Source organism: Alcaligenes sp. YSL9 (genome assembly GCF_030515105.1).
GTDB lineage: Bacteria > Pseudomonadota > Gammaproteobacteria > Burkholderiales > Burkholderiaceae_B > Alcaligenes > Alcaligenes phenolicus.
Window position 1 is genome coordinate 975552 of the sequence record NZ_JALXJU010000001.1, and the last position, 25658, is coordinate 1001209.

The window sequence follows — 25658 nt, forward strand, 5'->3', positions numbered from 1 at the left end:
AATCAGGATCGAAAACAAGTAAGGGCTTGCCCTAGTCAGCGCTGCTAAGCAAAGGCTTGAAAACGTATTTAGAAAGACACCAGACGACCGGGATTCACCGCACTCATCATGCCAATGGCTGCCTTGACCACAGGGATCGCCAGGCCGGACAACTGATGGCCCAGAGGAATGCTGCGATGGGTAATATCCGTCAGCATGGCAAAGTCCTCGTTGCGACCCATGACGTCGTCACTAATGGCTTTACCAATACGCACGGTTTGCGCTACGCCGTGACCACTCCAGCCATGCACCATGTACACGGGTACCGCATCCTCGGTTTTACGCGAGTCAGTTGCCCCGTTCAGAGTAAAGTCACTGATCCCGCTCCAGGAAAAGTCCAGCTGTACCTGTTCCAGCTGCGGGAAAACGGTCTGAATACGATCCAGCAGGTAGTCATTGATACGTTCGGGGGACCAACTGGTGCCTGTACCCTGCCCGCCAAACAACAGGCGGTTTTGACGCACGGCGCGGTAATAGTCGATCTGGAATTGCGTGTCATACACCGCACGGTCTGTTGGCAGCAACTCGCTGACTGGACACTCCAAAGGTTCAGTCACACCCACATAGGTATAGAACGGGACAGTGGTATTGGATTGCGTCGGCAAGAACTGCGAAGTCGTATCATGCACGGCCAGCACCAAGGCCTGACGGGCCAGAATCGTGCCACCGGGGGTGATAGCCAAAGCGCCCTTTTCCGTCTGCTCGATTTCCTCGACCGGACTGCCTTCATAAACTCGACCGCCATGTTGAACCAGGCCGTAAACCAGTCCGCGCAGTAGCGCCAGGGGATGCAGTTGACCACCCAAGGTATCCACCACCGCACCATGATATAAGGGCGAGCGGATTTCCTGCTCCAATTCGTAGCTACCCACAACTTCCACGCTGGTATCACCCAGATAGCGGCGGGCATCCGCCCCCTCTACCAATGCACCCATATGACCTGCGTGCACAGCAGCCGTCAAATGGCCACGACGACGATCAAAATCCAGCTCGTAATCCTGAGCAATCTGATCGAGCAGATCCATAGCTTCATGCGAGGCAAAACGCCACAAGCGGCGAGCTTCATCCAAAGGCAGATGCGCAATCATATCTGCGGCTTCCCAACGGGCCAGACCGGGAGTCAGCTGACCACCGTTTCGACCTGAAGCGGCAGAGCCAATACTGTCTTTTTCTACCAGCACCACGTCCAGGCCGGAGCGGGCCAGGTGCAAGGCGGTAGAGGCCCCCAGCAAGCCACCACCCACTACCAGCACATCACATTGCGTGTCGGCTTGCAGAGGATCAAAGCGGGTCCAGGGGGCTAGCGATGCTTCGTAATACGTCGCGGGCGCGACGGCTTCGTTCAGATGGCCTTGTCGCCAATTCCACAATCGGGGATTACTGACCAACAAGCTCTCTGCGCTGGAAACATCGTTTAAAAGAGTCGGTTTGGAAATAAGCATAAATGTCCTGTGTCTGTTACGGCCTTTTGGCCGCCTGGATCACAGAGCGGAATGCTCCGGTGACGCCCCGTCAACGCGGCGTTCCGTTCTGTCTCGTTATCAACACCCCGTTGTAAAAACGGGGTGGAACGATCTTCTTCTACGCTGTAGAATTAATTTATTCTACTCTGTAGAGTTAAACTTGGCAAATCTGCCCTTTCCCTATCAAAGGAACTCTATTGGTCCAAGCACCCGCCACGCGCACACGCAAACTGAATAAGGACGAGCTGGTCATCGCCGCCGTCACCTTGATGGAGGAAGCCGGAGACAGCGGCTTTTCTTTACGCAAACTGGGGGAACGAGTCGGTTGCGATCCCATGGCCGTGCTCTATCACTTCAAGTCCAAGGACGGCTTGCTGCGCGCAATGGCGGATTATTTGACAGGCCGCATTCAGGCTGTGGATACGGGTCTGTCGTGGACAGAGCGGTTGTATGAATTGGCCCGACAGTACCGTGAGCTGGCCTTGGGCCACCCACAGACTTTTCAGCAAATGCAGCGTTTTCTGAATACCGGCAAGGCCGACTATCTGGTTCTTGAGCAGGTATACAGGGCCTTGCGCGATGGCGGTTTGAGCGATGCCGAAATCCCCGCCGCCTGTGTGGGCTGGTATGCCGCTTTATATGGATTGATTCAGGGCGAGTTGGGTGGACTTATCCGCCAGGTCACTGAGGAAGAGCTAAACGAACTGGAACAATGGCCCGCCGAGGATGTGCCTATACTGCGCCAGATTCTGCCGCGCTTTGTGCATCTGCAATCCGAGCAGGTATTCAAGATGATGATGGAGCTGATACACGATGGCTTGATTGCCCATGCTGGTAAAGCGGCGACACCTGCCACCAAGCAGTAAAACCAGCAACGGACCGAATCAAACACACAAAACCGATCAGCCAGCCTAGCCTTCAAACGTGGTGATAAAAAATATATAGCTGCCGGCCACCTTGGCAAGGACACGGGCTGGTTCATGCCCACATCTCGAGAAAAGCACCTGAACGCGACTGATCTTTCCGCCAGCCTTCAAAACGCGATACCACCCAACTGGTCGGGATTGACGGCAACAGCACCTTGGGCGAACGAGCTGACAAAGCCCCCAAGAAAAAACAAATGCCCCGCAAACTGGAACTCTGTCCAATTTGCAGGGCGTTTTAGTTCAAGCCTGCTTAGGTGTACTTAGCGTGTAAAGACGGCAATTGATTCCACGTGTGCCGTATGCGGGAACATATTCACCACACCGGCCGATTCCAGCGTGTAACCACCCTGGTGAACCAATACACCGGCGTCCCGAGCCAGAGTACCTGGGCTACAAGACACATAAACCAGACGCTCGGGGCGCTCGTGCTTTTCCAGCTGCGCCAAAGCAGTGGCGACCGCAAAGGCACCATCACGCGGCGGGTCAATCAACATGCGATCAAAATGACCCAGGTCACGCAGCCACTGCACGTCCACCTCAAACAGATTCAGCGTTGTGAATTTTGCCTTGTCCTGCAGGTCGTGGGCCAAGGCTGCTTCACCGGCACGCTCGGTCAAGGTGCTGCTGCCTTCAATGCCAACCACCTCGGCGGCACGGCGTGCCAGCGGCAGGCTGAAGTTACCCAGACCACAGAACAAGTCCGCCACACGATGCTCGGGCTTGACGTCCAGCAGGGTCAAGGCACGCGAGATCAGGCTGCGGTTAATGTCGTGGTTCACCTGCGTAAAGTCCGTCGGGCGATACGGCATACGCAAATCAAATTCGGGCAGTGCGTAGGCCAGCTTGTCCGCATCTTTGCGCAGCAAAGGATGGGCCGTTTCCGGACCCTTGGGCTGCAGCCACCAGCTGATGTCGTGCTCCTGACCGAAGCTCTGCAAACGCTGGATATCTTCGCTAGTCAGCGGCTCCATGTGACGCAGGGTCAAGGTGGTAATCTTGTCGCCCATGGCCAGCTCGATCTGAGGCAAACGATCCGGGCGAGACAAACCAGCCAAACAGGAACGCAAGGGCTCCAGCAAGGCAGAAACTTTGGCGGGCAGGACACGACATTCCGTCATGTCCACCACGTAGCGACCATTCTTTTCACGAAAGCCGACCAGCACCCCACCCTTTTTAGGCACGTAGCGCATGGAGAAACGGGCGCGGTAACGGTACCCCCAATAAGGGCCGTGCAAGGGTGCCAGCACGCGACCTGGCTTTACCTTGCCAATATGACCCAGGGAATCTTCCAGCACACGTTGCTTGACGGCAACCTGGGCCGAAGGCTCCAGGTGCTGCATGGCACAGCCGCCACAGACACCAAAGTTGGGACAGGGAGGTTCAGCACGCTGCGACGAGGCTTTCAACAAGGCCGTCATGCGGGCTTTATCGTAGGAGTCCTTGGAGCGCACCGTCTCGGCCAGCACTTCCTCGCCGGGCAAGGCACCTTCCACAAACACCACTTTGCCCTCTTTGTGGGCGACGCCGCGTCCTTCCAGATCCAGCGATTCAATTAACAATACGTCAGACATTCGATAAAAACCTAAATAAGCGTCCTGCCAAGCAGAATGGCGCAGTTGCATTGCTGCAAACGATGGCGAATCGCTGATTTTACAATGAGCATTCGGCACAACGGGTAAAAACAAGCAGAACGCGGCACTAGCGGTTCCGCAACGCTACTAAATTCTGAATGCCCCGCCCGTCCGACAGGCATAGCCTTCAAGTTGGAAGAGCAATCTGCACTCAAAAAGTCATTCAATTGAGCCCCCTCGAACAGGGCGCACAAAAAAAGCGGCCAGAAGCCGCTTTTTTCAGTCCAGATACCGAGCTTATCGCGTAGGCAGGTACGAGATCGGGTTGACCGGCGTACCGGAGCGACGAATCTCGAAGTGCAGTCGTGGCGAGGTGGTGTCAGACTGACCCAGATCGGCAATACGCTGCCCCTTCTTCACCTGTTGACCCGTTTTAACGTGCAAGACACTGTTATGTGCGTAAGCAGTGATAAAGCCATTGCTGTGACCGACCAGCACCATGGAGCCTAAACCGCGCACACCGTTACCGGCGTACATGATCTTGCCATCCGCTGCGGCAACCACGGGGTCGCCCACCTTGCCTTCGATATCAATACCCTTGGTCGAGGCATTGAAACCCTGGATGATCTTGCCACTGGCAGGCCAGCCCCAGGCGATCAGAGCCGCGTCGCTGGCGCGAGGCGCAGACACGGGCGTTTCAGTCTTGACCGGGGTGGCCGGGCTGACTGGCGAGGTCTGTGTGCTACCGCTACCGGCTGGGCGAGTCGTCACTGCCGCCATCGAGGTATTGCCGTCCAGACGCAAGGTTTGACCCACGCGCAACATGGAAGGATCCGTAATCTGGTTCAACTGGATCAGCGAATTCACGTCCATGCCGTGCGCTTGTGCAATCTTGTAGAGCGTATCGCCGGGGCGTACCACATAGGTACCCGAGGCACTGCTGACGCTGCCTGCCGCCGAAGAGGAACTCAGGTCAGTGACTGGAGCGCGCTCATTACGGCTTGCACAACCAGCCAGCAGGGTACTGGTGACCACAGCCGCCACCAGGCACTGACGGGGCGTCAAGAACCACTGTGTACCGGTGGAAGCAGCGGTTAACGGTAACCTGACTGCATGCTGCATATAAATCTCCTGAGAATATCTGACTAAATCTGGGTTCCGGCTCGCATCGGCACGAAGCGAACCGCATCAAGTTCTTCACGACGCCAAGTAGCCTGTCCGGTGCGTTCCACCAAAACCAGGCGCTGTTGTGTCGTACCTTCAGGGGCGATCAGTCTCCCCCCCAATGTTAATTGTTCCAATAAGGTTCTGGGAATGACCGGACCGGCTGCCGCCACAACAATAGCATCATATGGTGCCGCGGCAGGGTAACCTTGCATTCCGTCACCAAACATTATTCGAGCCCGTTGCGACAGCCCTAATTGGCGCATGTGATCGCGAGCCATATCACACAAGCCTTTGATACGTTCTACCGCATACACTTCTTTGACCAATTGTGCCAAAACAGCAGCCTGATAACCACATCCGGCCCCCACTTCCAGCACCTTGGTCGGTATTTTCTGGTCACACACCAGGCTGATCATATGGGCTACAACCCAAGGCTGGGAGATGGTCTGCGCAAAGCCGATAGGCAAGGCATCATCTTCATAGGCCCGACTGGCCAGACCCTGATCAACAAACTGATGGCGCGGTACTGCCTGCATGGCCGCCAGCACTCGTTCGTCGGTAATTCCTTGACGGCGCAAGCGCTCGATCATCATGCCACGCGAGCGTTCCGAGTTCAAACCCAGGTTGACACTTGTTGACACTTGCGGTGACAAAATGGCCGAGGGTGTCGGTTGTAACTGGCCCCGTTGCACAATACGGGTATTGCTGTTGCTGGCAGACAGGCCACTGCCCAGGCTGGACTTGCCGAACCGGTTCCGAGTGCCGTCTGCAAAAGGATAGCGCTTGCCTGGTTTACTTGTCATTGCATCCAGTCCCGCAATCCGGCCAGTTGCTCGTGGTGAGTCAGGTCCGCGCGCAAGGGCGTAATGGATACTGCACCTTGTTCCACGGCACCGAAATCTGTGCCCTTCTCGCTATCGGACACACCACCGACACGGCCAATCCAGTACACGGGTTCGCCATAAGGCGTCTGGCTTTTTACGACCGGCTCCGAGGGATGACGCTTGCCCAGGCGGGTGACTTGCGTGCCCTTCAAGGCTTCGTAGGGCAAACACGGAATATTCACGTTCAGCAAGGTATTGGCCGCCAACGGCTTCTTCTGACAGCGCTGCACCAGATCCCGTGCCACGCGCGCTGCGCTGTCCAGGTTCTTCCAGCCGCGTTCAATCAGGGAAAACGCAATTGCGGGAATACCAAACAAATGGCCTTCCATCGCGGCCGCTACCGTGCCCGAATACAAGGTGTCGTCGCCCATATTGGCGCCATTATTAATACCGGACACAATCAGATCGGGACGAAAATCCAGCAGGCCTGTCAGGGCCACGTGCACACAATCGGACGGTGTACCATTAACAAAATAAAAACCATTGCTGGCCTGGCGCAGCGACAGGGGACGATTCAAGGTCAGGGAATTGCTGGCACCGCTGCAATTGGTCTCGGGTGCAATGACAGTCAGCTCACCCAGTCCTTGCAAGGCTTCATACAAAGCCTCGATACCGGCTGCTGTATAGCCATCATCGTTGGAGACCAGAATACGCATGCTTTACTTTTCCGTTAAAAATCTAACAGGGGCAGCAAATTGTACCCGCTGCCTTTGGTATTTTGCTGCAAGGCCGGTAGAATCCGCGCAACAATAATTGTGGAGCTCAATCCTCATGAACGCCGTTTCTTTTGCTGTGGCCGCCCCGCTTGTCGCCCTCTTGTCCTATTTGCTGGGATCCTTGCCGTTTGCCGTAATCGTCAGCAAGATCATGGGCTTGCAAGACCCTCGCACCTTTGGTTCGAAAAATCCGGGAGCCACTAATGTACTACGTAGCGGCAATAAAAAAGCAGCTGTCCTGACCTTGTTGGGCGATGCCTTCAAAGGCTGGCTGGCTGTCTTTCTGACCCAACAGGCCATCAGCAACTGGGGCTGGGCACCGACTTTACTGGGTGTCAGCGCCTTTTTTGCCTTTTTGGGTCACTTGTACCCGGTCTTTCTGGGCTTTAAAGGCGGTAAAGGCGTGGCAACCGCGCTGGGTGTCATCCTGGCCCTGCTGCCCTGGCTGGCTCTGGCTACCGCGGCCACCTGGCTGATTATCGCTTATGTCAGCCGTTACTCCTCGCTGGCAGCCATCATCAGTGCCGTGTTTGCCCCCTTGTTTTACCTGCTCGGTGCCAAGGTGGTCTGGCCCATGAATGCCTCTATTGCCACGGCCCTGGTCCTGATCAGTGCCTTCTTGCTCTGGCGTCACCAGGAAAACATTCGTCGTCTGATGACGGGCAAAGAAAGCAAGATCGGTTCCAAGAAAAAATAAGCACTAACGCTCTTGCTGGGAGACAGGCTGGTTCACACAAGCCAGATCCCAGCGAGGCCGGATGGCAAAGCCATGCTGGCTATCATCCAAAGTCACCAAACCATGCTTGACCCGCATGGCCGCCGCAAAAGCAATCATGGCACCGTTATCGGTACAGAATTCCAGCGGCGGAAAGAACACCTCGCCCTTCAAACGCGCCACGGCTTTCTGTAAATAAGCCCGCAAGTGGCGGTTGGCGCCCACACCACCGGCAACCACCAGACGTTTCAAGCCCGTTTGCTTCAAGGCCTTGATCGCCTTGGCGGCCAGCACGTCCACAATGGCGGCCTCGGTCGCAGCAGCCAGATCAGCGCGTTGCTGTTCGGTAATCCCGCCCTCTTCCGCTTCCAGCTTGCGCAAGCGCGTCAGCACGGCAGTTTTCAAACCACTAAAGCTGAAATCCAGATCCTTGCTGTGCATCATGGGACGCGGCAGCTCGTAGACGCTGGGGTCACCCTGTTCAGCCAGACGCGACAAGGCCGGGCCGCCGGGATAACCCAGGCCCATCAGCTTGGCGCTTTTATCAAAGGCTTCGCCTGCTGCATCGTCCAGCGTTTCACCCAGCAATTCATACTGACCCACACCATCTACACGCATCAGCTGAGTGTGGCCACCCGAGACCAGCAAGGCCACAAAGGGAAAGTCGGGACGCGGCTCGGCCAATAAGGGCGAGAGCAAATGACCTTCCAGGTGATGGATAGCAATCGTCGGTTTTTTCAGCGACCAGGCAATCGACTGCGCCACACTGGCTCCCACCAGCAAGGCACCGGCCAGACCGGGGCCGGCGGTATAGGCAATGGCATCGACCTGATCGAGCTGCATATGGCAAGAAGCCAACACCTGCCGTGTCAAAGGCAGGACGCGACGGATATGATCGCGAGAGGCCAGTTCAGGCACCACCCCACCATATTCACGGTGCATGGCGATCTGGCTGTGCAAGGCATGGGCCAGCAGGCCCTGTTCCGTGCTGACCAGCGCCACGCCAGTTTCATCGCAGGAACTTTCAAATCCAAGAATATTCATGGCGCCTATTTTAGCCTGCTGTATTGGGGAAAATAGGAATTTATCCCCTCAAGACAATCAGCGGATAGTGTCTGGGTTGTGCCGATACATCGCGACAAAGGGGGGCGACGCAGTGGCACACTCGTGGTTAAAATCCCGCATCGATAATTTCACGCTCCAATCGCCTAATAATCACAAGGAGGCTGCCCATGTTTGAACGTCTCTTCAAACTCACTGAGCATGGCACCAACGTCCGTACCGAGGTCCTGGCAGGTATCACTACCTTCCTGACCATGTCCTACATTATTTTTGTGAATCCAGACATCCTGTCGTCCACAGGGATGGATCGCAATGCCATTTTTGTAGCCACCTGCCTGGCTGCTGCTCTGGGCACGTTCATCATGGCCTTTGTGGCCAACTGGCCTATCGGCATGGCACCGGGCATGGGCCTGAACGCCTTTTTTGCCTTCACCGTGGTCGCCACCCTGGGCTATACCTGGCAACAGGCACTGGGCGCGGTCTTTATTTCCGGCGTCATCTTCCTGATTCTGACGGTGACTGGCATCCGGTCCTGGCTGATTCGGGGCATTCCCAAATCCCTGCAAAGCGCCATTGCCGCCGGTATCGGCATGTTCCTGGGCCTGATCGCCCTGATGAACTCGGGTATTGTGGTGGCCCACCCTGCCACCAAGATTGGTCTGGGTGACCTGACCCAGCCCGCAGCCCTGTACGCAATTCTGGGTTTCTTTATTATTGCCGCCCTGGACGCGCTGAAGGTGCGCGGTGCAATCCTGATCGGCATTCTGGCCGTGACCATTCTGTCCATGCTGACCGGTCACAGCGAATTTGGTGGTGTGGTCTCCACTCCCCCCTCACTGATGCCTACCTTCATGCAACTGGACATCATGGGTGCCCTGCACACCGGCTTTGTGCACGTGATTCTGGTTCTGGTACTGGTTGAGGTGTTTGATGCCACGGGCACCATGATCGGGGTTGCCAAGCGCGCTCGCCTGATTGAAGAAGGCAAGCCCAATCGCCTGGGCCGCGCCCTTCTGGCTGACAGCACCGCCATTGTGGCCGGTTCCATGTTGGGTACCAGCAGCACCACTGCCTATGTGGAAAGCGCCTCGGGTGTGCAAGCCGGTGGCCGTACCGGTCTGACAGCGCTGACCATTGGTGTCCTGTTCCTGCTAGCCCTGTTTTTCTCGCCACTGGCCGCGACCGTTCCCGGTTACGCCACCGCCCCCGCCTTGCTGTATGTGGCGTGCTTGATGATGCGCGAAATCACTGAAGTGAAATGGGACGACATGACCGAGGCTGTGCCTGCTGCCCTGGCTGCCTTCACCATGCCCTTCACCTACTCGATTGCCAACGGTCTGGCCTTTGGTTTTATCAGCTACGTGATCCTGAAGCTGACAACCGGCCGCTGGCGCAGTATCCACCTGGCCACACTGATTGTCGCCATCTTGTTTGTGATCAAGTACGCAATCGCTACGGAATGAAAAACCCTTTAGCAAACTCGTTTGGCGCTTTAGGGCTGCCTGGAAAACGAGTACACTGATTGCATGTTTAACGAAGCGGCTGAACACCATCAGCCGCTTTTTTATTGCGGAGGCTCCCCCATGAGCATCGTCGAACTGAACGAAGAAACATTCCAGGCTGCAGTAGAAGACGGCAAACCCCTGATCATCGACTTCTGGGCTCCTTGGTGCGGTCCATGTCGCCAATTCGCCCCTGTCTTTGACGCAGCAGCGGCCAAGCACCCCGGCGTGACGTTTGGCAAGGTGAACACGGAAGAAGAGCAGGAACTGGCCGCTGGCCTGCGTATTCGCTCCATCCCTACCCTGATGGTTTTCCGTGAAAACGTCTTGCTGTTCTCGCAAGCCGGTGCCCTTTCCGCTGCCCAGCTGGACGATCTGATCGAACAGGTCCAGGCTGTGGACATGGAAAAAGTCCATGCTGAAATTGCTGCCCAGCAAAACCAGCAGCCTGACCAGGCCTGATTTGCCCGGCCCCAGAAAAAACGCCAGACGATTTGTCTGGCGTTTTTTTTGCATGAATGCGATTTAGTCGCAGTTTTCCAACTCGATAATCGCGAAGCCACTGCGTTTGATTTCATTTTCGACCGGCGCAGAAGCCATTTCCGTATGGCAGAAGCGGCACTCGCGCGAGGTGAAGTTTTCCACATTCACCCCTTTGGCCGCCAGATAGCGCTGACCATAACTCAAGACCTTGTCCATATCCTTGGCATCGTCGCTGACCAAGATATCAAAGTGCATACGACGCCCGTCAGGACGCACAACGTAGGTATCAAACACCGCAATCTTCATGACAAACCCTTTTCAGCAAAAAACCTAGTAGGTACAGATCGGCCCGCAAGAGGAAGAATCCTGCTTGTCCGCCACCCCCTCTTTCTTGTCTGCTTGCGCCGGGCGGCGAGCAATCAGCTGGCCGACAAACGCACCCAGACGCAGATCGTCCAGATGGCCCAATTCCTTCAGAGCCAGATTGCCATCACGGTCAAAAATAATGGTAGATGGTGTCCCGCCCAGGCCCCACTCCTTCATGGTGCGCGGCAAGGGGCCGCTGTCTGAAGGCTGATCAATGGCGATGGGGAAATTCAAGCGGTACTCATGGGCAAACGCCTGCAAAGCTGCAGGGCCCATCACGTCGTGATGCTCGAACACGCTATGCAGGCCTATGATGCGCAGATCATCGCGCGAGAACAGCGTATCCAGTTTCTTGGCTTGCGGCAGGCTGTTGATGACACAACCAGGGCAAAGCATCTGAAAGGCCGTGACCACCACCACGCGGCCACGCAAGGACGCCAAGCTTAATGGAGCGGTCGTATTGAGCCACTGGCTGGCATGGATCTCGTAGGACATGGCTTACACTCACAATGCTGACTAAACCCGATCATACCCGCAGGCTGGATACAGACTTAGAAGGAATCAGAGGTATTTAGTATGGCCACTGCCTGGACGGTGCAGAGGGATAATCGTCTGGAAAAGATACCTTTTCGTCCAGAAAACTCCATCAAGGAAGATGGCGACCAGAGGTCCATTGCAGACCTTGGGCAGAACCGAGGGTGACTTAGGCTTGCTCCAGGGGTTCACATTCCCCCTGGCCACGCGTCATATTGATAAAGGACTGTTGAAAATCAGCTTTATGCTCGAGCGGCAGATTCAACAGCCACTGCACACCTTCAGCATCGAATTGCTCGTCCTGAACCTGAACGCCAAAGCTGTCGAAACGGGATTGAACCAAAGCCAGATCGGCAAAGGAGCAACGGCAGCGCAAAGCTGCCATGGGAATCAGCTCCTGCTTGTCAGCAAGACGCAAACATTGAGCGGCCACGCCGCCATAGGCGCGCACCAGGCCACCCGTACCCAGCTTGACGCCCCCAAACCAACGTATCACCAGTACCGCAACACGGTCGCAATCCTGGCCTTCTATGGCTTGCAAAATGGGACGCCCGGCCGTGCCGCCGGGTTCGCCATCATCGTTAAAGCGGTATTCCGACCCGATCTTGTAGGCCCAGCAATTATGCGTGGCATCGGGCACACCCTTGGTCTGGAAAAAAGCCAAAGCCTGGCTGGCACTGTCTACAGGCGCAGCCAGTGCCAGAAAGCGGCTTTTTTTGATGTCCTGCTCGAAGCTGGTGGGCTCACGCAGGGTAAAGACCGCCACCCCTAGCCTCAGTCCTGCTCGCGGCTGGCCAGGTAATCTTCGTAGCCACCGCGGTAATCCACCAGACGGCCTTCTGGCATCACTTCGATAATGCGGGTTGCCACGCCGGAGACGAACTCGCGGTCATGGGACACGAAGATCAGAGTGCCTTCAAACTTTTCCATGGCCATCTGCAAGGACTCGATCGATTCCATATCCAGGTGGTTGGTCGGTTCGTCCAGGAGCATGACGTTGTGACGACCCAGCATCAGACGCGAGAAAGTCATGCGGTTTTTCTCGCCACCCGACAGCACTTTCACGGGCTTGATGATGTCATCGGCCGAGAACAACATGCGGCCCAGCACCGAGCGCAAAGACTGATCGTCGTCGCCGGCCTGACGGAACTGGCTGATCCAGTCAAACACATTGTCTTCGGTATCGAACTCGTCCGAGACGTCCTGAGCCATATAGCCGATATCAGCGTTCTCGGACCAGACCACCGAGCCGCTGTCAGGAGTCAGATCACCGGCCAGCAAACGCAGCAAAGTCGTCTTACCCACACCGTTCGCACCCACAATCGCAATTTTCTCGCCCGCTTCAATCATGGCCGAGAAGTTCTTGATGATGGGATGATCGTAGGACTTGCTCAAGCCCTCGACCGTCACGGCCAGGCGGTGCAGAACTTTTTTCTGTTCAAAACGAATAAACGGGTTCTGACGCGAAGAAGGCTTCACTTCGATGGTCTCTGCCTTCAAGCGACCAATCTGTTTCAGTCGCGAGGTAGCCTGGCGGGACTTGGACTTGTTGGCGGCAAAACGGCGCACAAAGTCCTGCAGCTCGCCAATACGCTCTTTGGCCTTGGAGTTGGCCGCCAGCACACGTTCGCGCGACTGCACCGACGCCAGCATGTAATCGTCGTAGTTGCCGGGGTAGACACGCAGCTCGCCGTAATCCAGGTCAGCCATGTGAGTGCAGACCTGATTCAGGAAGTGACGATCGTGACTGATGATGATCATGGTGCTCTGGTAGCTGTTGAGCACATCTTCCAGCCAGCGAATCGTGTTGATATCCAGGTTGTTGGTCGGCTCGTCCAGCAGCAGAACATCGGGGTTGGAGAACAGGGCCTGTGCCAGCAGCACACGCAGTTTCCAGCCCGGAGCAATTTCGCTCATGGGCAACTGATGCTGTTCGACCGGAATTTCCAGACCCATCAGCAATTCACCGGCACGGCTCTCGGCGGTATAACCGTCGTACTCGGCAAAACGGGCCTCCAGTTCGGCGGCCTTCATATAGTCTTCTTCGGTGGCCTCTGGATTGTCGTAGATGGCATCACGCTCTTGCATGGTGCTCCACATCTCTGTGTGGCCCATCAGCACCACGTCCAGCACACGTTTGTCTTCGTAGGCAAACTGGTCCTGACGCAGCTTGCCCAGGCGCACGCCCGGATCCAGCGATACATTACCCCCGCTTGGCTCCAGGTCGCCGCCAATGATTTTCATGAAGGTAGACTTGCCCGACCCGTTGGCACCAATCAGGCCATAGCGGTTGCCTCCGCCCAGTTTGACACTGACGTTTTCAAATAAAGGCTTGGCACCAAACTGGATCGTTAAATTAGCGGTGGAGATCACGTAAACGTACTTTGAAAAAGGTTGAGTTCAACCCAGTAGTGTATCAAGCAGGCGCGAAATCCGTTAGTGTTCGTGCTCATCCAGAACCAGATAAGCCATGCCGTCCTCGGTAGCCAGGCCCACTTCCTTGCCAATAGGCAGGCTGACCTTGACGTCCACATGGCCATAAGGCAGGCCCGTTACGACCGGGACTTTGACGGTTTCACGCAACCAGCGCACCACCGAATCCATATCAAAGCCGTTATCCGAAGCGCCTGTCTTGTAAGCCGTAAAACGGCCCAATACCACCGCCATCTGACGATTGAGCACGCCGGCATGCCAGAGCTGCGTCAACATGCGCTCGACTCGGTACGGTGCTTCACCCACGTCTTCCAGGAACAGGATACCGCCGTTGATATTGGGGAAGTACGGCGTGCCCAGCAAGGAGCAAACCAGGGCCAGATTGCCGCCCCACAGAACACCGTGACCATCGACGGCATCCGAACCCTCGGACTCAAAGCTGAACAGCTCCAGCTCGCCACGCATCAATTCGCCAAACAGTTCGGTCGTCAATTCATCGGTTTCATCGCCACCAAAGTCCGCAATGGCGGTGGGGCCGGTGTAGCTGATGGCACCAGTTTGCGCCAGCAAGGCCAGATTGAAGGCCGTGAAATCCGACATGCCGACAAAACGCTTGCCACTGTCGGCTACCGCGCGCCAGTCGATCTGGCCCAGAATGCGGCTTAAACCGTAGCCACCGCGTGTCGCCATCACAATGGGCTGAGGCTGTTGCAAGGAACGCTGTACCGCAGCCAGACGCTGAGCGTCCGTGCCGGCAAAGCGTTCATCCACCGCCAGGGCATCCGCGTCTATGTCCACGGCAAAGCCCAGTTGGTTCAGGCGCTGGCTTGCCAGCTCCAGGCGTTTGGGTTCAAGGATCTGGCCAGAGGGCGAAAACAGGTAAATGCCCGAACTGTCCTGCTGCCCACAATGGCACTGGCCATGTTCGTGGTGATGGTGATGATGGTCGTGCTCGGGGCTGCTCATGATTAACCTTGAAAATAAAGTGCTGACATTTTAGCGAGACTACTGGGCGCCATCCAGCGGCGATTGGACTGTTTGAGCCTGCTTTTGCAACTTCTTCTGTTCGCGTCGTTCGCGGAAAAAATCCCGCAAGGCCTGGGCCGCCTCTTCGGACATCAAACCACCCGAGACACGGGTGTGGTGATTCAGAGTGGGATGCAAATGCAAGGACTCCACACTGCCACACACTCCGGTCTTCGGATCGGCTGCGGCCCACACCACCCGCGACAGACGCGCATGCAACAAGGCCCCCAAGCACATCATGCAAGGCTCAAGAGTCACAAACAGACTGGCTCCGGGCAAACGGTAATTGCCAACTTTACGCGTCGCGGCGCGCAAGGCCACGATCTCGGCATGCTGGGTGGGATCGTGATCACAAACCGTGCGATTGGAGCCCACAGACAGCAGCCTGCCGTCCGCATCCAATAGTACGGCACCTACGGGCACCTCACCGATGCTGGCCGCCTGTTGAGCCTGCTCCAAGGCTAAAGCCATAGCCTGAGCATCACTCAAAACGTCACTCTCTGTTGGCGGTGGTAAGCTAGTTGGCATCGTCAAATCCATTGCGTTATTCAAACCCTGTCGGCACAGCAAAAGGGTCATTTTACTGTCTATGCAGAACACTCCTGATTCTCACGCTATTTTGCGTGTTCGAGGCCTGAGCAAACAATACGCAAACGGGCATCAAGCCCTGCACGCTTTGGACCTGGATATTTGGCGGGGCGAGATTTTTGCCCTGCTCGGCTCCAACGGCGCAGGCAAAACCACCTTGATCAGTATTATCTGCGGGCTGGTCAATCGCAGCAGCGGCACCGTTCTGGTAGATGGCGCAGACAATGTCGCCGACTACAAGCGCGCCCGCCAGAAAATTGGCCTGGTGCCGCAAGAGCTAAGCGCCGATTCCTTCGAGACAGTCTGGAATACTGTCAGCTTCAGCCGTGGCCTGTTTGGCAAAGCCCCCAATCCGGCCCTGATCGAGCAGATTCTGAAGGACTTGTCGCTATGGGACAAGAAAGACAGTCCCTTGATTACGCTCTCGGGCGGCATGAAACGCCGCGTCCTGATCGCCAAGGCGCTTTCCCATGAACCGGAAATCCTGTTTCTGGATGAACCCACCGCCGGTGTGGACGTGGCCTTGCGCCAAGGCATGTGGGCCTTGGTGAAACGGCTGCGCAGCCAGGGGGTCACCATTATTCTGACCACCCACTACATCGAAGAAGCCCAGGAGATGGCCGACCGCATCGGCTTCATCAATAAAGGTTCACTGCAGCTGGTGGAAACCAAAGACAATCTGATGCGCCGCCTGGGCGGTAAAACCCTGAGCCTGAATCTGGCCGAGCCGATCAGCGCCCTGCCCGCTGCGCTGGAAACGCTGGGACTGCAAAGCACTGCCGACGGCATGAGCCTGCTCTACCCCTTGACCAACCGCGAACAAGGTCATGACCTGAGCAATTTGCTGGCGGCAGTTGGGCAAGCGGGGCTGACCATTACCGACATCCATACCCGCGAGCGCAGTCTGGAAGATATTTACGTTGAGTTTGTAGGGGCACAGTCATGAACTGGTACGCCATCCTGGCCATTTATCGCTACGAAATGTCACGCACCCGACGCACCCTGCTGCAAAGCATCGTAGCCCCCGTGATTTCCACCGCCTTGTATTTTGTGGTGTTTGGCGCTGCCATTGGCCATCGCATCAATGAAATCGGCGGCGTGCCCTATGGCGCGTTTATCGTGCCTGGGCTGACCATGTTGTCGGTGTTGACCCATAGCGTCTCCAACGCCGCCTTCGGAATTTACTTTCCGCGCTTTACGCGCAATATCTACGAGATTCTTTCTGCCCCCATTTCACACTTCGAGGTGACCTTGGCTTTTGTGGGCGCAGCAGCCACCAAGTCACTGTTTCTGGCGGCTATCATCCTGATCACGGCGCGGCTATTTGTGCCTTACGAAATTGCCCACCCTATCTGGATGCTGTGCTTTCTGGCCTTAACCGCCCTGACCTTCAGTCTATTGGGTTTCATTATCGGTATCTGGGCCGACAACTTTGAAAAGCTGCAATTCGTGCCCATGCTGATTCTGACGCCACTGACCTTTTTGGGCGGCACCTTCTATTCCATCGACATGCTGCCCGAGTTCTGGCAAAAACTGACCTTGCTGAACCCGGTGCTGTACCTGATCAGCGGCTTTCGCTGGAGTTTCTTTGATCTGGCCGATGTGAATGTGTGGCTGAGCCTGGGCATGACACTGCTGTTTTTAAGTGTGTTTCTTGCCGTGGCGGGCTGGATTTTCAAAACGGGCTATCGATTGCGCCCGTAAATAAAAAAGGCCGGGAATATTTCCCGGCCTTTTTTTGAGAACTCGAACAGGGCACGCAGCCGCTAGATACTGAACGTCTCCTCAGAACAGTTCAATCGGGATGCACAGCGCAATCCATAAAACTGGCTTGCTCTCCATACTGACGCAGCTTTGCTTCCAGCACGGGTGCAGGCACCCCTTCAATCGGCTTGTAGCCCAGACGCTGCCAATAGCCCACGGCCGGTCCCAAAGACACCAGACTGCAACGACGCAAGCCACGCTGCCAGGCATAGCGGCGACCGGCTTGCAACAAAGCTCCGGCCACCCCACGGCCTTGCGCGCGACGCATCACGGCGCAGTCGTGAATAAACCATTGGTCTGCGGGCGAAGGCAGGCTATTCAACGCATCGCCCAGGGACGGCGGCAAAAGGCCCGCCCAAGGGTAGGACACCAAATAACCCTGCAGTTGATTGTCGGTATCACGTGCCACCCAGCAGCTATCCGGAGCCAGATCCAGACGGTTCTGATAGAAGCTGCGGTCTTCCAGAATATCCGCGTCGTACACATCCGCCTGGACTTCCAGCACCTGGCTCAGATCGTGCACACGCATTAATTCAATTCGTACATTCATAGCTGATACACGGCGGCATCACGTCACCACCGTGCCGTTTCACTCGGTTTAGTCGCGGAAATTATCGTACTGCAAAGGCAATTCCACATCGGTCTGTTTCAACAGAGCGATGGCAGCCTGCAAGTCGTCCCGTTTCTTGCCGGTTACACGCAGTTTTTCACCTTGAATCTGCGTCTCCACTTTCAGCTTGGCGTTCTTGATGGCAGCGATCAGTTTCTTGGACGTAGGCTGGTCCAGACCCTGACGCACTTTCACTTTCTGACGCGCGCCGGCCACGTTTTCCAGAACCTTCTCGGTCTCCAGGCAGCGCACATCAATACCGCGGGCAGCAATACGGCCACGCAGAATCTGCATCATTTGCTCGAGCTGAAACACGCTGGGAGCCGATTGCAAAATGGTGTTCTCGTCTTCGAGTTCAAATTTGGCATCCGTACCTTTGAAGTCAAAACGGGTAGCCAGTTCGCGGCTGGCTTGTTCCACTGCATTACGCAGTTCGTGGGTGTTGACCTCGGATACAACGTCAAAAGATGGCATTCCTAACCGTCCTGTTCCTTAAGTGCAGACAGGCCGCATGAAGCGACCTGTGTGCTTTTTAGAAAACGCTGGTCTTAGTCCGAAGCGGCTTGCTTGGCCTGCTGACGCAGCGCGAATTTCTGTATTTTACCTGTTGCCGTTTTGGGCAACTCCATAAAACTGAAATGTCGCGGTATTTTAAAGCCAGCCAAGTACTGACGGCAATGCGCGCGCAGTTCTTCCACCGTCACTTCCGCACCGGGGCGCAGCTCCACATAAACGTGAGGCGCTTCACCCCAACGCTCGTCCGGCTGGGCTACAACGGCCGCCGCCTGCACGGCTGGATGGCGATACATGACGTCTTCAATCTCAATGGAAGAAATGTTCTCGCCCCCGGAAATGATGATGTCCTTGCTGCGATCCTTGATACGTACGTAGCCGTCCGGCTCGCACACGGCCAGGTCGCCGGTATGGAACCAGCCACCGCCCAGGGATTCCTGGGTGGCCTGCGCGTTCTTCAAATACCCCTTCATGGTGATATTGCCGCGGAACATGATCTCGCCCATAGTCTCGCCATCGGCAGGAACGGGCTCCATGGTTTGCGGATTCAAAACCTGTACGCCCCCTTGCAGGTGATAACGCACACCTTGACGGGCATTGCGCTGCGCACGTTCCTGGATATCCAGCTCGCTCCAGGGAGCATGCTGCGCACAGACCGAAGCGGGACCATAGGTTTCGGTCAGGCCATAAACGTGGGTCAGCGCAAAGCCCATGCGCTCCATCCCTTCAATCATGGTGGCCGGAGGTGCAGCGCCTGCCACCATGGCCGACACGCCCTTGGGCAGGCGGGACTTCAGCGCTTCGTCGGAGTTGACCAGCAGGGAGTGCACAATCGGTGCACCACAGTAGTGGGTGACGCCGTAATCGACCATATTGTCGACCATGGCCTGGGCTTCCACCTTGCGCAAACAGACGTTCACACCAGCACGGGCTGCAATCACCCAGGGGAAAGTCCAACCATTGCAATGGAACATGGGCAGGGTCCACAGATAGACCGCATGCTTGGGCATGTCCCATTCCAAGACGTTGGACAAGGCCCCCAGATACGCGCCACGGTGATGGTAGACCACGCCTTTGGGCTTGCCGGTGGTACCGCTGGTGTAGTTCAGGGCAATCGCATCCCACTCGTTGGCGGGCAATTGCCAGTCGTAATCCGGGTCGCCTTCGTCCACGAACTCTTCGTAGGTTTGCGAGCCGATACGTTCTGCGCCAGTGTCAAAATAATTGTCCACGACGTCGATGACCAGAATGGGCTCTTTGCTTTCGCGCAGGCTCAAGGCTTCTTTCATGACGGCGGCAAATTCGCTGTCCACCAGCACCGCACGCGCTTCGCCGTGATCCAGCATATAAGCGATGGTGCTGGCATCCAGACGGGTATTCAAGGTATTCAGTACGGCACCACACATGGGCACACCAAAGTGTGCCTGAACCATGGGCGGAGTATTGGGCAACATCACGGCCACGGTATCGCCTTTGCCAACCCCAGCCTTGGACAGCGCACTGCCCAGCTGACGAGTACGGGCATACAGCTGAGACCAGCTCATCTTGATGCCGTTTTGGGCGGGCCCGTAAACCAGAGCCGGGTAGTCAGGGTAGACAAAAGCACTGCGCTCGATGAAATCCAGCGGCGACAAAACACGATAATTGGCGTCTGTCTGGGGCAAATCCTGATCGTAAATACTCACCACAAAGTCTCCAAAAAAGGGCGGGCTAACCGAAATTCACGGCGGTCCGTCTGATAATTGCGCTCTTACATTAGCTGGCTACGCGCCTTTGGGCAAGGTCGCCTTTTCAGTCATAGAGGCGCATAATGACACGCTATTCTAGGTATATATCGCGACCGGCTGACTGCTCGCTGACAGTTTGCCCCCTACCTGAAGGCCCTTCATGCCCGTAGCCATGCTGTATATTGCCGCCGGTGGTGCCCTGGGCGCATTGGCGCGTTGGTTCTTGAGTCAGGCTTTGAATGCCCTGTTCCCCACCCTGCCCCCCGGTACTTTGCTGGCTAACTTGATTGGCGGCTATTTGATGGGTATCGCAATGGCCTATTTCAGCGGCTTGGGCCTGGGTCACGAAGGCTGGCGCATGTTCGTCATGACGGGCTTTCTGGGTGGCCTGACCACTTTTTCCACCTTTTCCGCCGAGATCATGACCTTGATGATGCAGCAGCGTTATCTGTGGGCCATGGGCGGCATTGCCATCCACGTTGCCGGTTCCCTGCTCATGCTGGGTCTGGGCATGGCCACGTGGAGCTTGTTTCGGGGGCAAGCATGATAGACGTCCATTTTCTTCAGGCCGGCTCCCCTCCTCCTGATGTCGAGCAACGTTTTGGCAACCAGAATGCCTGGTTCAAACGCGCTTTGCAGCCCCTGGATGTCAATGTCCACACCTGGCGAGTCCATCAGGATGATGCCCTGCCTGCGCCGGACTGCCCCGACCCGGTGGTGATCAGCGGTTCCTGGAGCATGGTCACCGACAAGCTGGACTGGAGCGAAAACCTGGCCGCCTGGATTCGGGAACGCTATCAGACACACATGCCTTTGCTGGGTATTTGCTATGGCCATCAATTAATGGCCCACGCCTTGGGCGGGCGCGTGGATTACCACCCCAAGGGGGCCGAGGTCGGCTACCTGCCCATTCACTTGTCCGAGCAGGCCCACGAGCATGAACTGCTGGCCAATCTGCCCATGCAATTTCCTGCCCTGCTGACGCACCAACAAAGCGTATTGAGCTTGCCCGAGCATGTGGAAATACTGGGCAGCTCTGCGCATGATCCGCATCAAATACTGCGTTATGGCCCCGCGCAGTGGTCGATTCAGTTTCACCCTGAATTTTTTGCCGGCCTGCTACGTTACTGCGTGCTGCGCAAGGCCGAATCCTGGCGAGCCCAAGGCATAGATCCCCAAACACTGGCAGACCCTATTCAGGACACGCCCGACGCCCATCGTCTGCTGTGCAATTTTGTACAGGCTTACTCGTCCAGCGGCCCTAATGGCCGACGGAAAAACTCGCCGGGCGTTTGACCCATCAAATCCCGAAAAGCTGCCACAAAGGCCGACATGCTTTCATAGCCACAAGCTAACGCGACATCAGTGACACGCTCGTGCCGCTCCAGCAAAGGCAAGGCACTCATGACGCGCAGTCGCTGACGCCAGACCCGGAACGTCAGCCCGGTCTGCTGACGAAACAGACGGCTCAGGGTTTTTTCTGACAAACCCTGTTGCTCTGCCAAGTCCTGCAAACTCCAATCGCCCGAAGGCTGGGCCTGCAATTGCTCGCAGACCTGCAAAAGACGCGGGTCCGAAGGCCAAGGCAGAATCAGGCCACTTTCAGGCGCCGCCAGCAAACGATCCAGCAGGACCTGCACCAGACGCCCCTGCGCCCCCTCGCGCTCGTACAGCACAGGCAAAAGGCTGAACTCGCGTATCAGCTCGCGCAGCAAGCGGTCTACCACGACCACTCGACACACCGTAGGGGCCTCTGGCAAGGCGCTGACATCAATATAAAGACTACGAATCTGCGCATCAGGCGAGCTACGCACCCCATGTTCCACACCCGCAGGCACCCATACCGCCTGCTGAGGCGGCGCCATGAAGCGCCCGCTGGCAGTACGCACTTCGATCACCCCCGTCAGCGCATAGGAAAACTGCACCCAGGGATGCCGATGTGGGCGGGCAATGGCCTGATTGGGCAAGGTACGCTCCTGACCATATAAAGGCCTGGGTAGATAGCGCAACTGCTGCAAACTCTCCGGAATTCGCTCCGCAGGCATCAGAATGTCCGTTTGTCGATAATCCATATCCGTTTAGCGATAAACCCCCAAAAAGGTCTACGGTAAAGTGAGGCCTTTCATAACGCAAGCCTTTCAAGCCTCTAACAAACCCATGTTCTCTCAACTGCGACTGCTTTTTGACAACTTCACCCTGATCCTGATCGGCGTAGTGGCACTGGCAAGTTTCTTTCCCGCCTACGGCCAAGGTGCGGTGTTCTTTGACGTGATCACTGGTCTGGCGATTGCCCTGCTGTTTTTCATGCACGGGGCCAAGCTATCCCGCGAAGCCATCATTGCTGGGGCCACCCACTGGCGTTTGCACCTGCTGGTCTTTGGCTGCACCTTTGTCATGTTCCCCCTGCTAGGCCTGCTGTCCAAGCCCATCTTGCTGCCATTGCTGGGCATGCCCTTGTTTGTGGGCATTCTGTACATGTGCGCCCTGCCCGGCACCGTGCAATCGGCCATTGCCTTTACCTCGATTGCTCGCGGTAACGTGCCTGCCGCGATTTGCAGCGCCTCGGCCTCCAGCCTGATCGGTATTGTGCTCACCCCCGTCTTGTTGAAGTTGCTGCTTGATGCCGACGGTGGTTCGGCCACTTCGACCCTGGACGCCATCAAGAAGATCAGTCTGCAATTGTTGTTGCCTTTTGTGGTCGGCCACTTGATGCGCCCCCTGATTGGCAAATGGATGGATCGCAACCGTAAATGGCTGCGCAGCGTGGACCAGTCCTCCATCTTGCTGGTGGTCTACACCGCTTTCAGCGCCTCGGTGATTGGTGGCCTGTGGCAAGCCGTACCGCCCAAGTCCCTGGCTATCCTGGCCGTAGTCTGCCTGGTCTTGCTGGCCATCATCCTGTTCCTGACCACCTGGCTGGCCCGCAAGCTGGGCTTCAATAAAGAAGACGAAATCACGATTGTCTTCGGTGGCTCCAAGAAAAGTCTGGCCACTGGCGTACCTATGGCCCAAGTGCTGTTTACTGGCGCCGCCATTGGCCCGGCCCTGCTGCCCATCATGATCTTCCACCAGATCCAGTTGATGGCTTGTGCATTCATTGCGAATAAGTATGCGCAACGGCCTGAGACTCCTGAGGAAGCGATCAGCTTGCAAAAGGCCTGATAGCACTCCATCGTCAGCAGCCCCCCGACACGTGGAGCTTGCTTTGGAGACAGCGGCACAAAAAGAAACCGGCTTGATGCCGGTTTCTTTATTTATAGATTCGAAATGTAGACAAAGATATCGGTGCCGTCGTACTTGAAGGAACCATCGGGATTCTTTTGAGTGAGCACCTTGCACAAATCGACCGGATGTAGCCAGCCTGCTCCCAGCAAACCGCCATTGATCGCCCGAATTTCGGTCCCTCCAACCGCGACGGCAGCATGGAAGAACTCCATGCCCTTGACTCGACAAAAGCCAATGGCCTTGCCGCCAGGCAAGGAATTCCGACCATCCCACATTCTGCCTTCAGCAAACTTGAATACCGGCAGCCAGTTCTGCGCCGAAATGGAAGTCAGCTGATCAAAACTGATTTTCGCATTATATAAATAACGCATATAAGCAGCGGCGTCATAACACACCCCTTTCATATAAGCCGTAATATCATCTGGCCCATGGATCAGGTGATTATCTGCATAGATAATTCTATCGGACGCCGAAAGCTTCGCCGTCTTCGTTCCTTTCTCTGTCAAATTCATGGCTAAACCCTTGTAAACAGATAAAAAACAAGGGCCTATAGTAGCAGTCGGATTCTGTTAAAAACCTGAAACCAGGCTTGATTATCGATTGAATTAACCAATCGAAAATAAGGCGACAGCCTAATTAGTATCTTTATATTATTTGAATAAAACTTGTTTATTAAAATAAATAAACCAGTTAAAAAACAAAAATAAAAACCGGAATCAATCTCAGAAAAATATTTCTATTTCAGCTTATTGATCTTGTCGTTCAAGGTTGCAGCAGACAACTCCCCGGCTCGGACATCCACCAAACGTCCCTGCTCGTCCAAAAACAAGGTTGTAGGCAAGCCACGGCTGCGCACGGCCTGGCCCAGCTGCATTTGCGGGTCGCGCCACATATTATCCAGCTCCAGATTCTCGTCCATCAGGTACTTCTGGATCTCGGCCAGTTCCTCGCCCTGGTTCGCAAACACGATATTCACATCGGAACGGGTGGATTGCACTTGCTTGAAGGCAGGCATTTCGCGGCGGCATGGAGGACACCAACTGGCCCACAAGTTAACGACCGTGACCTTGCCTTTATACAAATCCAGATTTTCCGAAGCACTGACATCAAGCTGCATAGGGATCAAGTCTATCTCGGGCAATGGCATGGCGGTTTCCACTCCCCCTCGCCCTGTCGCGACCATGATTAGCGAAAATGCCGCCACACCAACGGCCAACCCTCCCGATACAGCAGGCAAAACGGCCTTGTCACGCAGCACGCGCCACAGCACATAGAACCAGCCTGCCGTCACGGCTGCCGGGATCATCAGACCGCCGTCGCGCAAATTCAGCCAGCTCAAGGGTTCGCTTTGATAAAACGGCCATTGCTGGATCAGAAAACCCAAACGACCGACCAGCACACCCAGAATCATCGCGCGCCACAGCACCGATTCAGCTCGGGTCTGCTTGCGTCTATCCAGCCAGGCGGCCAGAAACAGCCCCAGCAATGCCGCGACCATAAAAGCAAATAGAGACGTGGCAAAGGTAAAGGGACCGAGCTGTATGCTTTGCATAAACATAAATCCTGACAAGACCAAATAAAAATCGACCCGCCATAAGCGGGTCGGGGCAATAAGTACAGACAGCGTCGCTGCTAAAAGATTCCCTCAATCAGGAGGCGCTACTCAAAACCTGCATGAATTGGCCCATTTTCGTTTTGCATTTGATGCCGGGTTCCAGCTCGACTCCACTGCTGACATCAATCGCATAGGGACGATGCAAGGCGACTCGTTCGGCCACATTGTCAATACGCATGCCTCCGGCAAGAACCAGCGGCGGCAGTCCGTCCTGGCCGTCCAGACGCGCCTGCAGCCCCTGAATCAGCTCCGGATCAAAAGCCGTACCGGTGCCGCCATAGGCATCGTGATAACCATCCATCAGCCAGGCTCGGGCATCCTGATACTTCAAGCACTGTTCCAGCAGGCCATCCACCGTATCCAGACCAGGCGCACCGACTCGGAAAGCCTTGATATACGGATGCGCGTAGCGACGGCATTCTTCCGGGCTTTCTTCACCGTGAAATTGCAGCAAGTCCGGTTGCACCTGTTCCAGAATTTCCCGAACAAAGCTCTCGGACGCATTCACAAACAGGCTGACTGCCTGCACAAACGCCGGCACACGGGCGCGCAGAGCAGCAGCCTGCTCCGTACTCAGCATACGGGCACTTTTCGGGTAAAAGACAAACCCCACCGCATCCGCGCCCAACTGCACGGCAGCATCAATATCCTGCGCTCGGGTAAAGCCACAAATCTTGACTCGGGTACGGCTGAACATCACACATCCTTGAATAAAAAACGGGGGCCAGA

The 25658-nt window shown here is 56.0% G+C and carries 28 protein-coding genes; 9 read left to right on the forward strand and 19 right to left on the reverse strand.

The window, feature by feature from the left end:
• Positions 1 to 68: 68 nt before the first annotated feature.
• Entirely contained in the window at positions 69 to 1481 is a 1413-nt protein-coding gene (locus M2Q46_RS04540; protein WP_302356842.1) for an FAD-binding oxidoreductase, read from the reverse strand.
• Positions 1482 to 1699: 218 nt separating this feature from the next.
• Here M2Q46_RS04540 and M2Q46_RS04545 point away from each other — a divergent pair, with 218 nt between their 5' ends.
• The gene (locus M2Q46_RS04545) at positions 1700 to 2368 is read left to right on the forward strand and encodes a TetR/AcrR family transcriptional regulator (protein WP_302356843.1); all 669 of its coding nucleotides are present in this window, start codon (positions 1700 to 1702) and stop codon (positions 2366 to 2368) included.
• A gap of 320 nt (positions 2369 to 2688) precedes the next feature.
• On the opposite strand, the gene rlmD is transcribed toward M2Q46_RS04545, so the two are convergent.
• The 4 genes from rlmD to surE all read right to left on the reverse strand — a co-directional run bounded on the left by rlmD (position 2689) and on the right by surE (position 6706).
• A complete protein-coding gene (gene rlmD / locus M2Q46_RS04550) occupies positions 2689 to 3999 on the reverse strand; it encodes a 23S rRNA (uracil(1939)-C(5))-methyltransferase RlmD (protein ID WP_302356844.1) in 1311 nt (436 codons plus the stop codon).
• A gap of 297 nt (positions 4000 to 4296) precedes the next feature.
• Positions 4297 to 5121, reverse strand: a complete 825-nt coding sequence (locus M2Q46_RS04555; RefSeq protein WP_009462088.1) for a peptidoglycan DD-metalloendopeptidase family protein — start codon at positions 5119 to 5121, stop codon at positions 4297 to 4299.
• 23 nt (positions 5122 to 5144) lie between these two features.
• Positions 5145 to 5969: a protein-L-isoaspartate(D-aspartate) O-methyltransferase gene (locus M2Q46_RS04560; protein ID WP_009462090.1), complete on the reverse strand. Its 825-nt coding sequence runs from the start codon at positions 5967 to 5969 to the stop codon at positions 5145 to 5147.
• Positions 5966 to 6706, reverse strand: a complete 741-nt coding sequence (gene surE / locus M2Q46_RS04565; protein WP_226349772.1) for a 5'/3'-nucleotidase SurE — start codon at positions 6704 to 6706, stop codon at positions 5966 to 5968. The genes M2Q46_RS04560 and surE overlap by 4 nt, the downstream gene beginning before the upstream one ends.
• Positions 6707 to 6821: 115 nt before the next feature.
• Between surE and plsY the strand changes: the two genes are divergently transcribed.
• Positions 6822 to 7463, forward strand: coding sequence for a glycerol-3-phosphate 1-O-acyltransferase PlsY (plsY, locus tag M2Q46_RS04570; protein ID WP_026483344.1), 642 nt, complete (start codon positions 6822 to 6824; stop codon positions 7461 to 7463).
• A gap of 3 nt (positions 7464 to 7466) precedes the next feature.
• Here plsY and tsaD read toward each other — a convergent pair whose 3' ends face one another.
• Positions 7467 to 8525: a tRNA (adenosine(37)-N6)-threonylcarbamoyltransferase complex transferase subunit TsaD gene (gene tsaD, locus M2Q46_RS04575; protein WP_009462097.1), complete on the reverse strand. Its 1059-nt coding sequence runs from the start codon at positions 8523 to 8525 to the stop codon at positions 7467 to 7469.
• A gap of 188 nt (positions 8526 to 8713) precedes the next feature.
• Between tsaD and M2Q46_RS04580 the strand changes: the two genes are divergently transcribed.
• Positions 8714 to 10006, forward strand: coding sequence for an NCS2 family permease (locus M2Q46_RS04580; RefSeq protein WP_021446536.1), 1293 nt, complete (start codon positions 8714 to 8716; stop codon positions 10004 to 10006).
• A 120-nt stretch (positions 10007 to 10126) separates the two neighbouring features.
• Positions 10127 to 10507: a thioredoxin gene (gene trxA, locus M2Q46_RS04585; protein WP_009462103.1), complete on the forward strand. Its 381-nt coding sequence runs from the start codon at positions 10127 to 10129 to the stop codon at positions 10505 to 10507.
• 63 nt (positions 10508 to 10570) lie between these two features.
• On the opposite strand, the gene M2Q46_RS04590 is transcribed toward trxA, so the two are convergent.
• From M2Q46_RS04590 to tadA, 6 genes are all read right to left on the reverse strand, one after another.
• A complete protein-coding gene (locus M2Q46_RS04590; RefSeq protein WP_009462104.1) occupies positions 10571 to 10834 on the reverse strand; it encodes a DUF2024 family protein in 264 nt (87 codons plus the stop codon).
• A gap of 24 nt (positions 10835 to 10858) precedes the next feature.
• Positions 10859 to 11389, reverse strand: coding sequence for a peroxiredoxin (locus tag M2Q46_RS04595; RefSeq protein WP_302356845.1), 531 nt, complete (start codon positions 11387 to 11389; stop codon positions 10859 to 10861).
• Between the two features lie 208 nt (positions 11390 to 11597).
• Complete coding sequence (locus M2Q46_RS04600) at positions 11598 to 12194, reverse strand: YigZ family protein (protein WP_302356846.1); 597 nt, start codon at positions 12192 to 12194, stop codon at positions 11598 to 11600.
• A gap of 8 nt (positions 12195 to 12202) precedes the next feature.
• Entirely contained in the window at positions 12203 to 13801 is a 1599-nt protein-coding gene (locus M2Q46_RS04605; RefSeq protein ID WP_203145785.1) for an ABC-F family ATPase, read from the reverse strand.
• Positions 13802 to 13864: 63 nt separating this feature from the next.
• Positions 13865 to 14827 (reverse strand): LD-carboxypeptidase, encoded by a 963-nt coding sequence (locus M2Q46_RS04610; RefSeq protein WP_060185160.1) that lies wholly within the window; start codon positions 14825 to 14827, stop codon positions 13865 to 13867.
• 39 nt (positions 14828 to 14866) lie between these two features.
• Positions 14867 to 15415, reverse strand: a complete 549-nt coding sequence (tadA, locus tag M2Q46_RS04615; RefSeq protein ID WP_083053928.1) for a tRNA adenosine(34) deaminase TadA — start codon at positions 15413 to 15415, stop codon at positions 14867 to 14869.
• Between the two features lie 61 nt (positions 15416 to 15476).
• Here tadA and M2Q46_RS04620 point away from each other — a divergent pair, with 61 nt between their 5' ends.
• Both M2Q46_RS04620 and M2Q46_RS04625 read left to right on the forward strand, forming a co-directional pair.
• Positions 15477 to 16421 (forward strand): ABC transporter ATP-binding protein, encoded by a 945-nt coding sequence (locus M2Q46_RS04620; protein WP_009462116.1) that lies wholly within the window; start codon positions 15477 to 15479, stop codon positions 16419 to 16421.
• Positions 16418 to 17179, forward strand: a complete 762-nt coding sequence (locus M2Q46_RS04625) for an ABC transporter permease (protein ID WP_009462119.1) — start codon at positions 16418 to 16420, stop codon at positions 17177 to 17179. The genes M2Q46_RS04620 and M2Q46_RS04625 overlap by 4 nt, the downstream gene beginning before the upstream one ends.
• A gap of 91 nt (positions 17180 to 17270) precedes the next feature.
• On the opposite strand, the gene M2Q46_RS04630 is transcribed toward M2Q46_RS04625, so the two are convergent.
• The 3 genes from M2Q46_RS04630 to M2Q46_RS04640 form a co-directional block, all read right to left on the reverse strand.
• Complete coding sequence (locus M2Q46_RS04630) at positions 17271 to 17768, reverse strand: GNAT family N-acetyltransferase (protein WP_035271822.1); 498 nt, start codon at positions 17766 to 17768, stop codon at positions 17271 to 17273.
• 69 nt (positions 17769 to 17837) lie between these two features.
• Positions 17838 to 18323 (reverse strand): YajQ family cyclic di-GMP-binding protein, encoded by a 486-nt coding sequence (locus M2Q46_RS04635; protein WP_009462123.1) that lies wholly within the window; start codon positions 18321 to 18323, stop codon positions 17838 to 17840.
• A 74-nt stretch (positions 18324 to 18397) separates the two neighbouring features.
• Positions 18398 to 20050, reverse strand: a complete 1653-nt coding sequence (locus M2Q46_RS04640) for an acyl-CoA synthetase (RefSeq protein ID WP_268379901.1) — start codon at positions 20048 to 20050, stop codon at positions 18398 to 18400.
• 199 nt (positions 20051 to 20249) lie between these two features.
• On the opposite strand from M2Q46_RS04640, the gene crcB reads away from it, so the two are divergent.
• Positions 20250 to 20636 (forward strand): fluoride efflux transporter CrcB, encoded by a 387-nt coding sequence (gene crcB, locus M2Q46_RS04645; protein ID WP_009462127.1) that lies wholly within the window; start codon positions 20250 to 20252, stop codon positions 20634 to 20636.
• Complete coding sequence (locus M2Q46_RS04650; RefSeq protein ID WP_060185162.1) at positions 20633 to 21385, forward strand: glutamine amidotransferase; 753 nt, start codon at positions 20633 to 20635, stop codon at positions 21383 to 21385. Before crcB ends, M2Q46_RS04650 begins: the two co-directional genes overlap by 4 nt.
• Here M2Q46_RS04650 and M2Q46_RS04655 read toward each other — a convergent pair.
• Positions 21334 to 22161, reverse strand: a complete 828-nt coding sequence (locus tag M2Q46_RS04655; RefSeq protein ID WP_115633768.1) for a helix-turn-helix domain-containing protein — start codon at positions 22159 to 22161, stop codon at positions 21334 to 21336. The genes M2Q46_RS04650 and M2Q46_RS04655 overlap by 52 nt on opposite strands.
• A gap of 85 nt (positions 22162 to 22246) precedes the next feature.
• Between M2Q46_RS04655 and M2Q46_RS04660 the strand changes: the two genes are divergently transcribed.
• Positions 22247 to 23251: a bile acid:sodium symporter family protein gene (locus M2Q46_RS04660; RefSeq protein ID WP_060185163.1), complete on the forward strand. Its 1005-nt coding sequence runs from the start codon at positions 22247 to 22249 to the stop codon at positions 23249 to 23251.
• A 92-nt stretch (positions 23252 to 23343) separates the two neighbouring features.
• Here M2Q46_RS04660 and M2Q46_RS04665 read toward each other — a convergent pair whose 3' ends face one another.
• From M2Q46_RS04665 to M2Q46_RS04675, 3 genes are all read right to left on the reverse strand, one after another.
• The gene (locus tag M2Q46_RS04665) at positions 23344 to 23826 is read right to left on the reverse strand and encodes an urea amidohydrolase (protein ID WP_302356847.1); all 483 of its coding nucleotides are present in this window, start codon (positions 23824 to 23826) and stop codon (positions 23344 to 23346) included.
• Positions 23827 to 24050: 224 nt separating this feature from the next.
• Positions 24051 to 24866 carry a TlpA disulfide reductase family protein gene (locus M2Q46_RS04670; RefSeq protein WP_302356848.1) on the reverse strand — a complete coding sequence of 272 codons (816 nt, stop codon included), beginning with the start codon at positions 24864 to 24866 and terminating at the stop codon, positions 24051 to 24053.
• Positions 24867 to 24963: 97 nt separating this feature from the next.
• Entirely contained in the window at positions 24964 to 25626 is a 663-nt protein-coding gene (locus tag M2Q46_RS04675) for a phosphoribosylanthranilate isomerase (protein ID WP_088450152.1), read from the reverse strand.
• Positions 25627 to 25658: the final 32 nt, after the last annotated feature.

Excerpts from the sequence above, each read along its gene's own strand:
- M2Q46_RS04540 (WP_302356842.1), bottom strand. The coding sequence starts at position 1,481 with ATGCTTATTTCCAAACCGACTCTTTTAAACGATGTTTCCAGCGCAGAG.
- rlmD (WP_302356844.1), bottom strand. The coding sequence starts at position 3,999 with ATGTCTGACGTATTGTTAATTGAATCGCTGGATCTGGAAGGACGCGGC.
- M2Q46_RS04555 (WP_009462088.1), bottom strand. The coding sequence starts at position 5,121 with ATGCAGCATGCAGTCAGGTTACCGTTAACCGCTGCTTCCACCGGTACA.
- M2Q46_RS04560 (WP_009462090.1), bottom strand. The coding sequence starts at position 5,969 with ATGACAAGTAAACCAGGCAAGCGCTATCCTTTTGCAGACGGCACTCGG.
- surE (WP_226349772.1), bottom strand. The coding sequence starts at position 6,706 with ATGCGTATTCTGGTCTCCAACGATGATGGCTATACAGCAGCCGGTATC.
- plsY (WP_026483344.1), top strand. The coding sequence starts at position 6,822 with ATGAACGCCGTTTCTTTTGCTGTGGCCGCCCCGCTTGTCGCCCTCTTG.
- tsaD (WP_009462097.1), bottom strand. The coding sequence starts at position 8,525 with ATGAATATTCTTGGATTTGAAAGTTCCTGCGATGAAACTGGCGTGGCG.
- M2Q46_RS04580 (WP_021446536.1), top strand. The coding sequence starts at position 8,714 with ATGTTTGAACGTCTCTTCAAACTCACTGAGCATGGCACCAACGTCCGT.
- trxA (WP_009462103.1), top strand. The coding sequence starts at position 10,127 with ATGAGCATCGTCGAACTGAACGAAGAAACATTCCAGGCTGCAGTAGAA.
- M2Q46_RS04590 (WP_009462104.1), bottom strand. The coding sequence starts at position 10,834 with ATGAAGATTGCGGTGTTTGATACCTACGTTGTGCGTCCTGACGGGCGT.
- M2Q46_RS04595 (WP_302356845.1), bottom strand. The coding sequence starts at position 11,389 with ATGTCCTACGAGATCCATGCCAGCCAGTGGCTCAATACGACCGCTCCA.
- M2Q46_RS04610 (WP_060185160.1), bottom strand. The coding sequence starts at position 14,827 with ATGAGCAGCCCCGAGCACGACCATCATCACCATCACCACGAACATGGC.
- tadA (WP_083053928.1), bottom strand. The coding sequence starts at position 15,415 with ATGCCAACTAGCTTACCACCGCCAACAGAGAGTGACGTTTTGAGTGAT.
- M2Q46_RS04620 (WP_009462116.1), top strand. The coding sequence starts at position 15,477 with ATGCAGAACACTCCTGATTCTCACGCTATTTTGCGTGTTCGAGGCCTG.
- M2Q46_RS04625 (WP_009462119.1), top strand. The coding sequence starts at position 16,418 with ATGAACTGGTACGCCATCCTGGCCATTTATCGCTACGAAATGTCACGC.
- M2Q46_RS04630 (WP_035271822.1), bottom strand. The coding sequence starts at position 17,768 with ATGCGTGTGCACGATCTGAGCCAGGTGCTGGAAGTCCAGGCGGATGTG.
- M2Q46_RS04635 (WP_009462123.1), bottom strand. The coding sequence starts at position 18,323 with ATGCCATCTTTTGACGTTGTATCCGAGGTCAACACCCACGAACTGCGT.
- crcB (WP_009462127.1), top strand. The coding sequence starts at position 20,250 with ATGCCCGTAGCCATGCTGTATATTGCCGCCGGTGGTGCCCTGGGCGCA.
- M2Q46_RS04650 (WP_060185162.1), top strand. The coding sequence starts at position 20,633 with ATGATAGACGTCCATTTTCTTCAGGCCGGCTCCCCTCCTCCTGATGTC.
- M2Q46_RS04655 (WP_115633768.1), bottom strand. The coding sequence starts at position 22,161 with ATGGATTATCGACAAACGGACATTCTGATGCCTGCGGAGCGAATTCCG.
- M2Q46_RS04660 (WP_060185163.1), top strand. The coding sequence starts at position 22,247 with ATGTTCTCTCAACTGCGACTGCTTTTTGACAACTTCACCCTGATCCTG.
- M2Q46_RS04665 (WP_302356847.1), bottom strand. The coding sequence starts at position 23,826 with ATGAATTTGACAGAGAAAGGAACGAAGACGGCGAAGCTTTCGGCGTCC.
- M2Q46_RS04670 (WP_302356848.1), bottom strand. The coding sequence starts at position 24,866 with ATGCAAAGCATACAGCTCGGTCCCTTTACCTTTGCCACGTCTCTATTT.
- M2Q46_RS04675 (WP_088450152.1), bottom strand. The coding sequence starts at position 25,626 with ATGTTCAGCCGTACCCGAGTCAAGATTTGTGGCTTTACCCGAGCGCAG.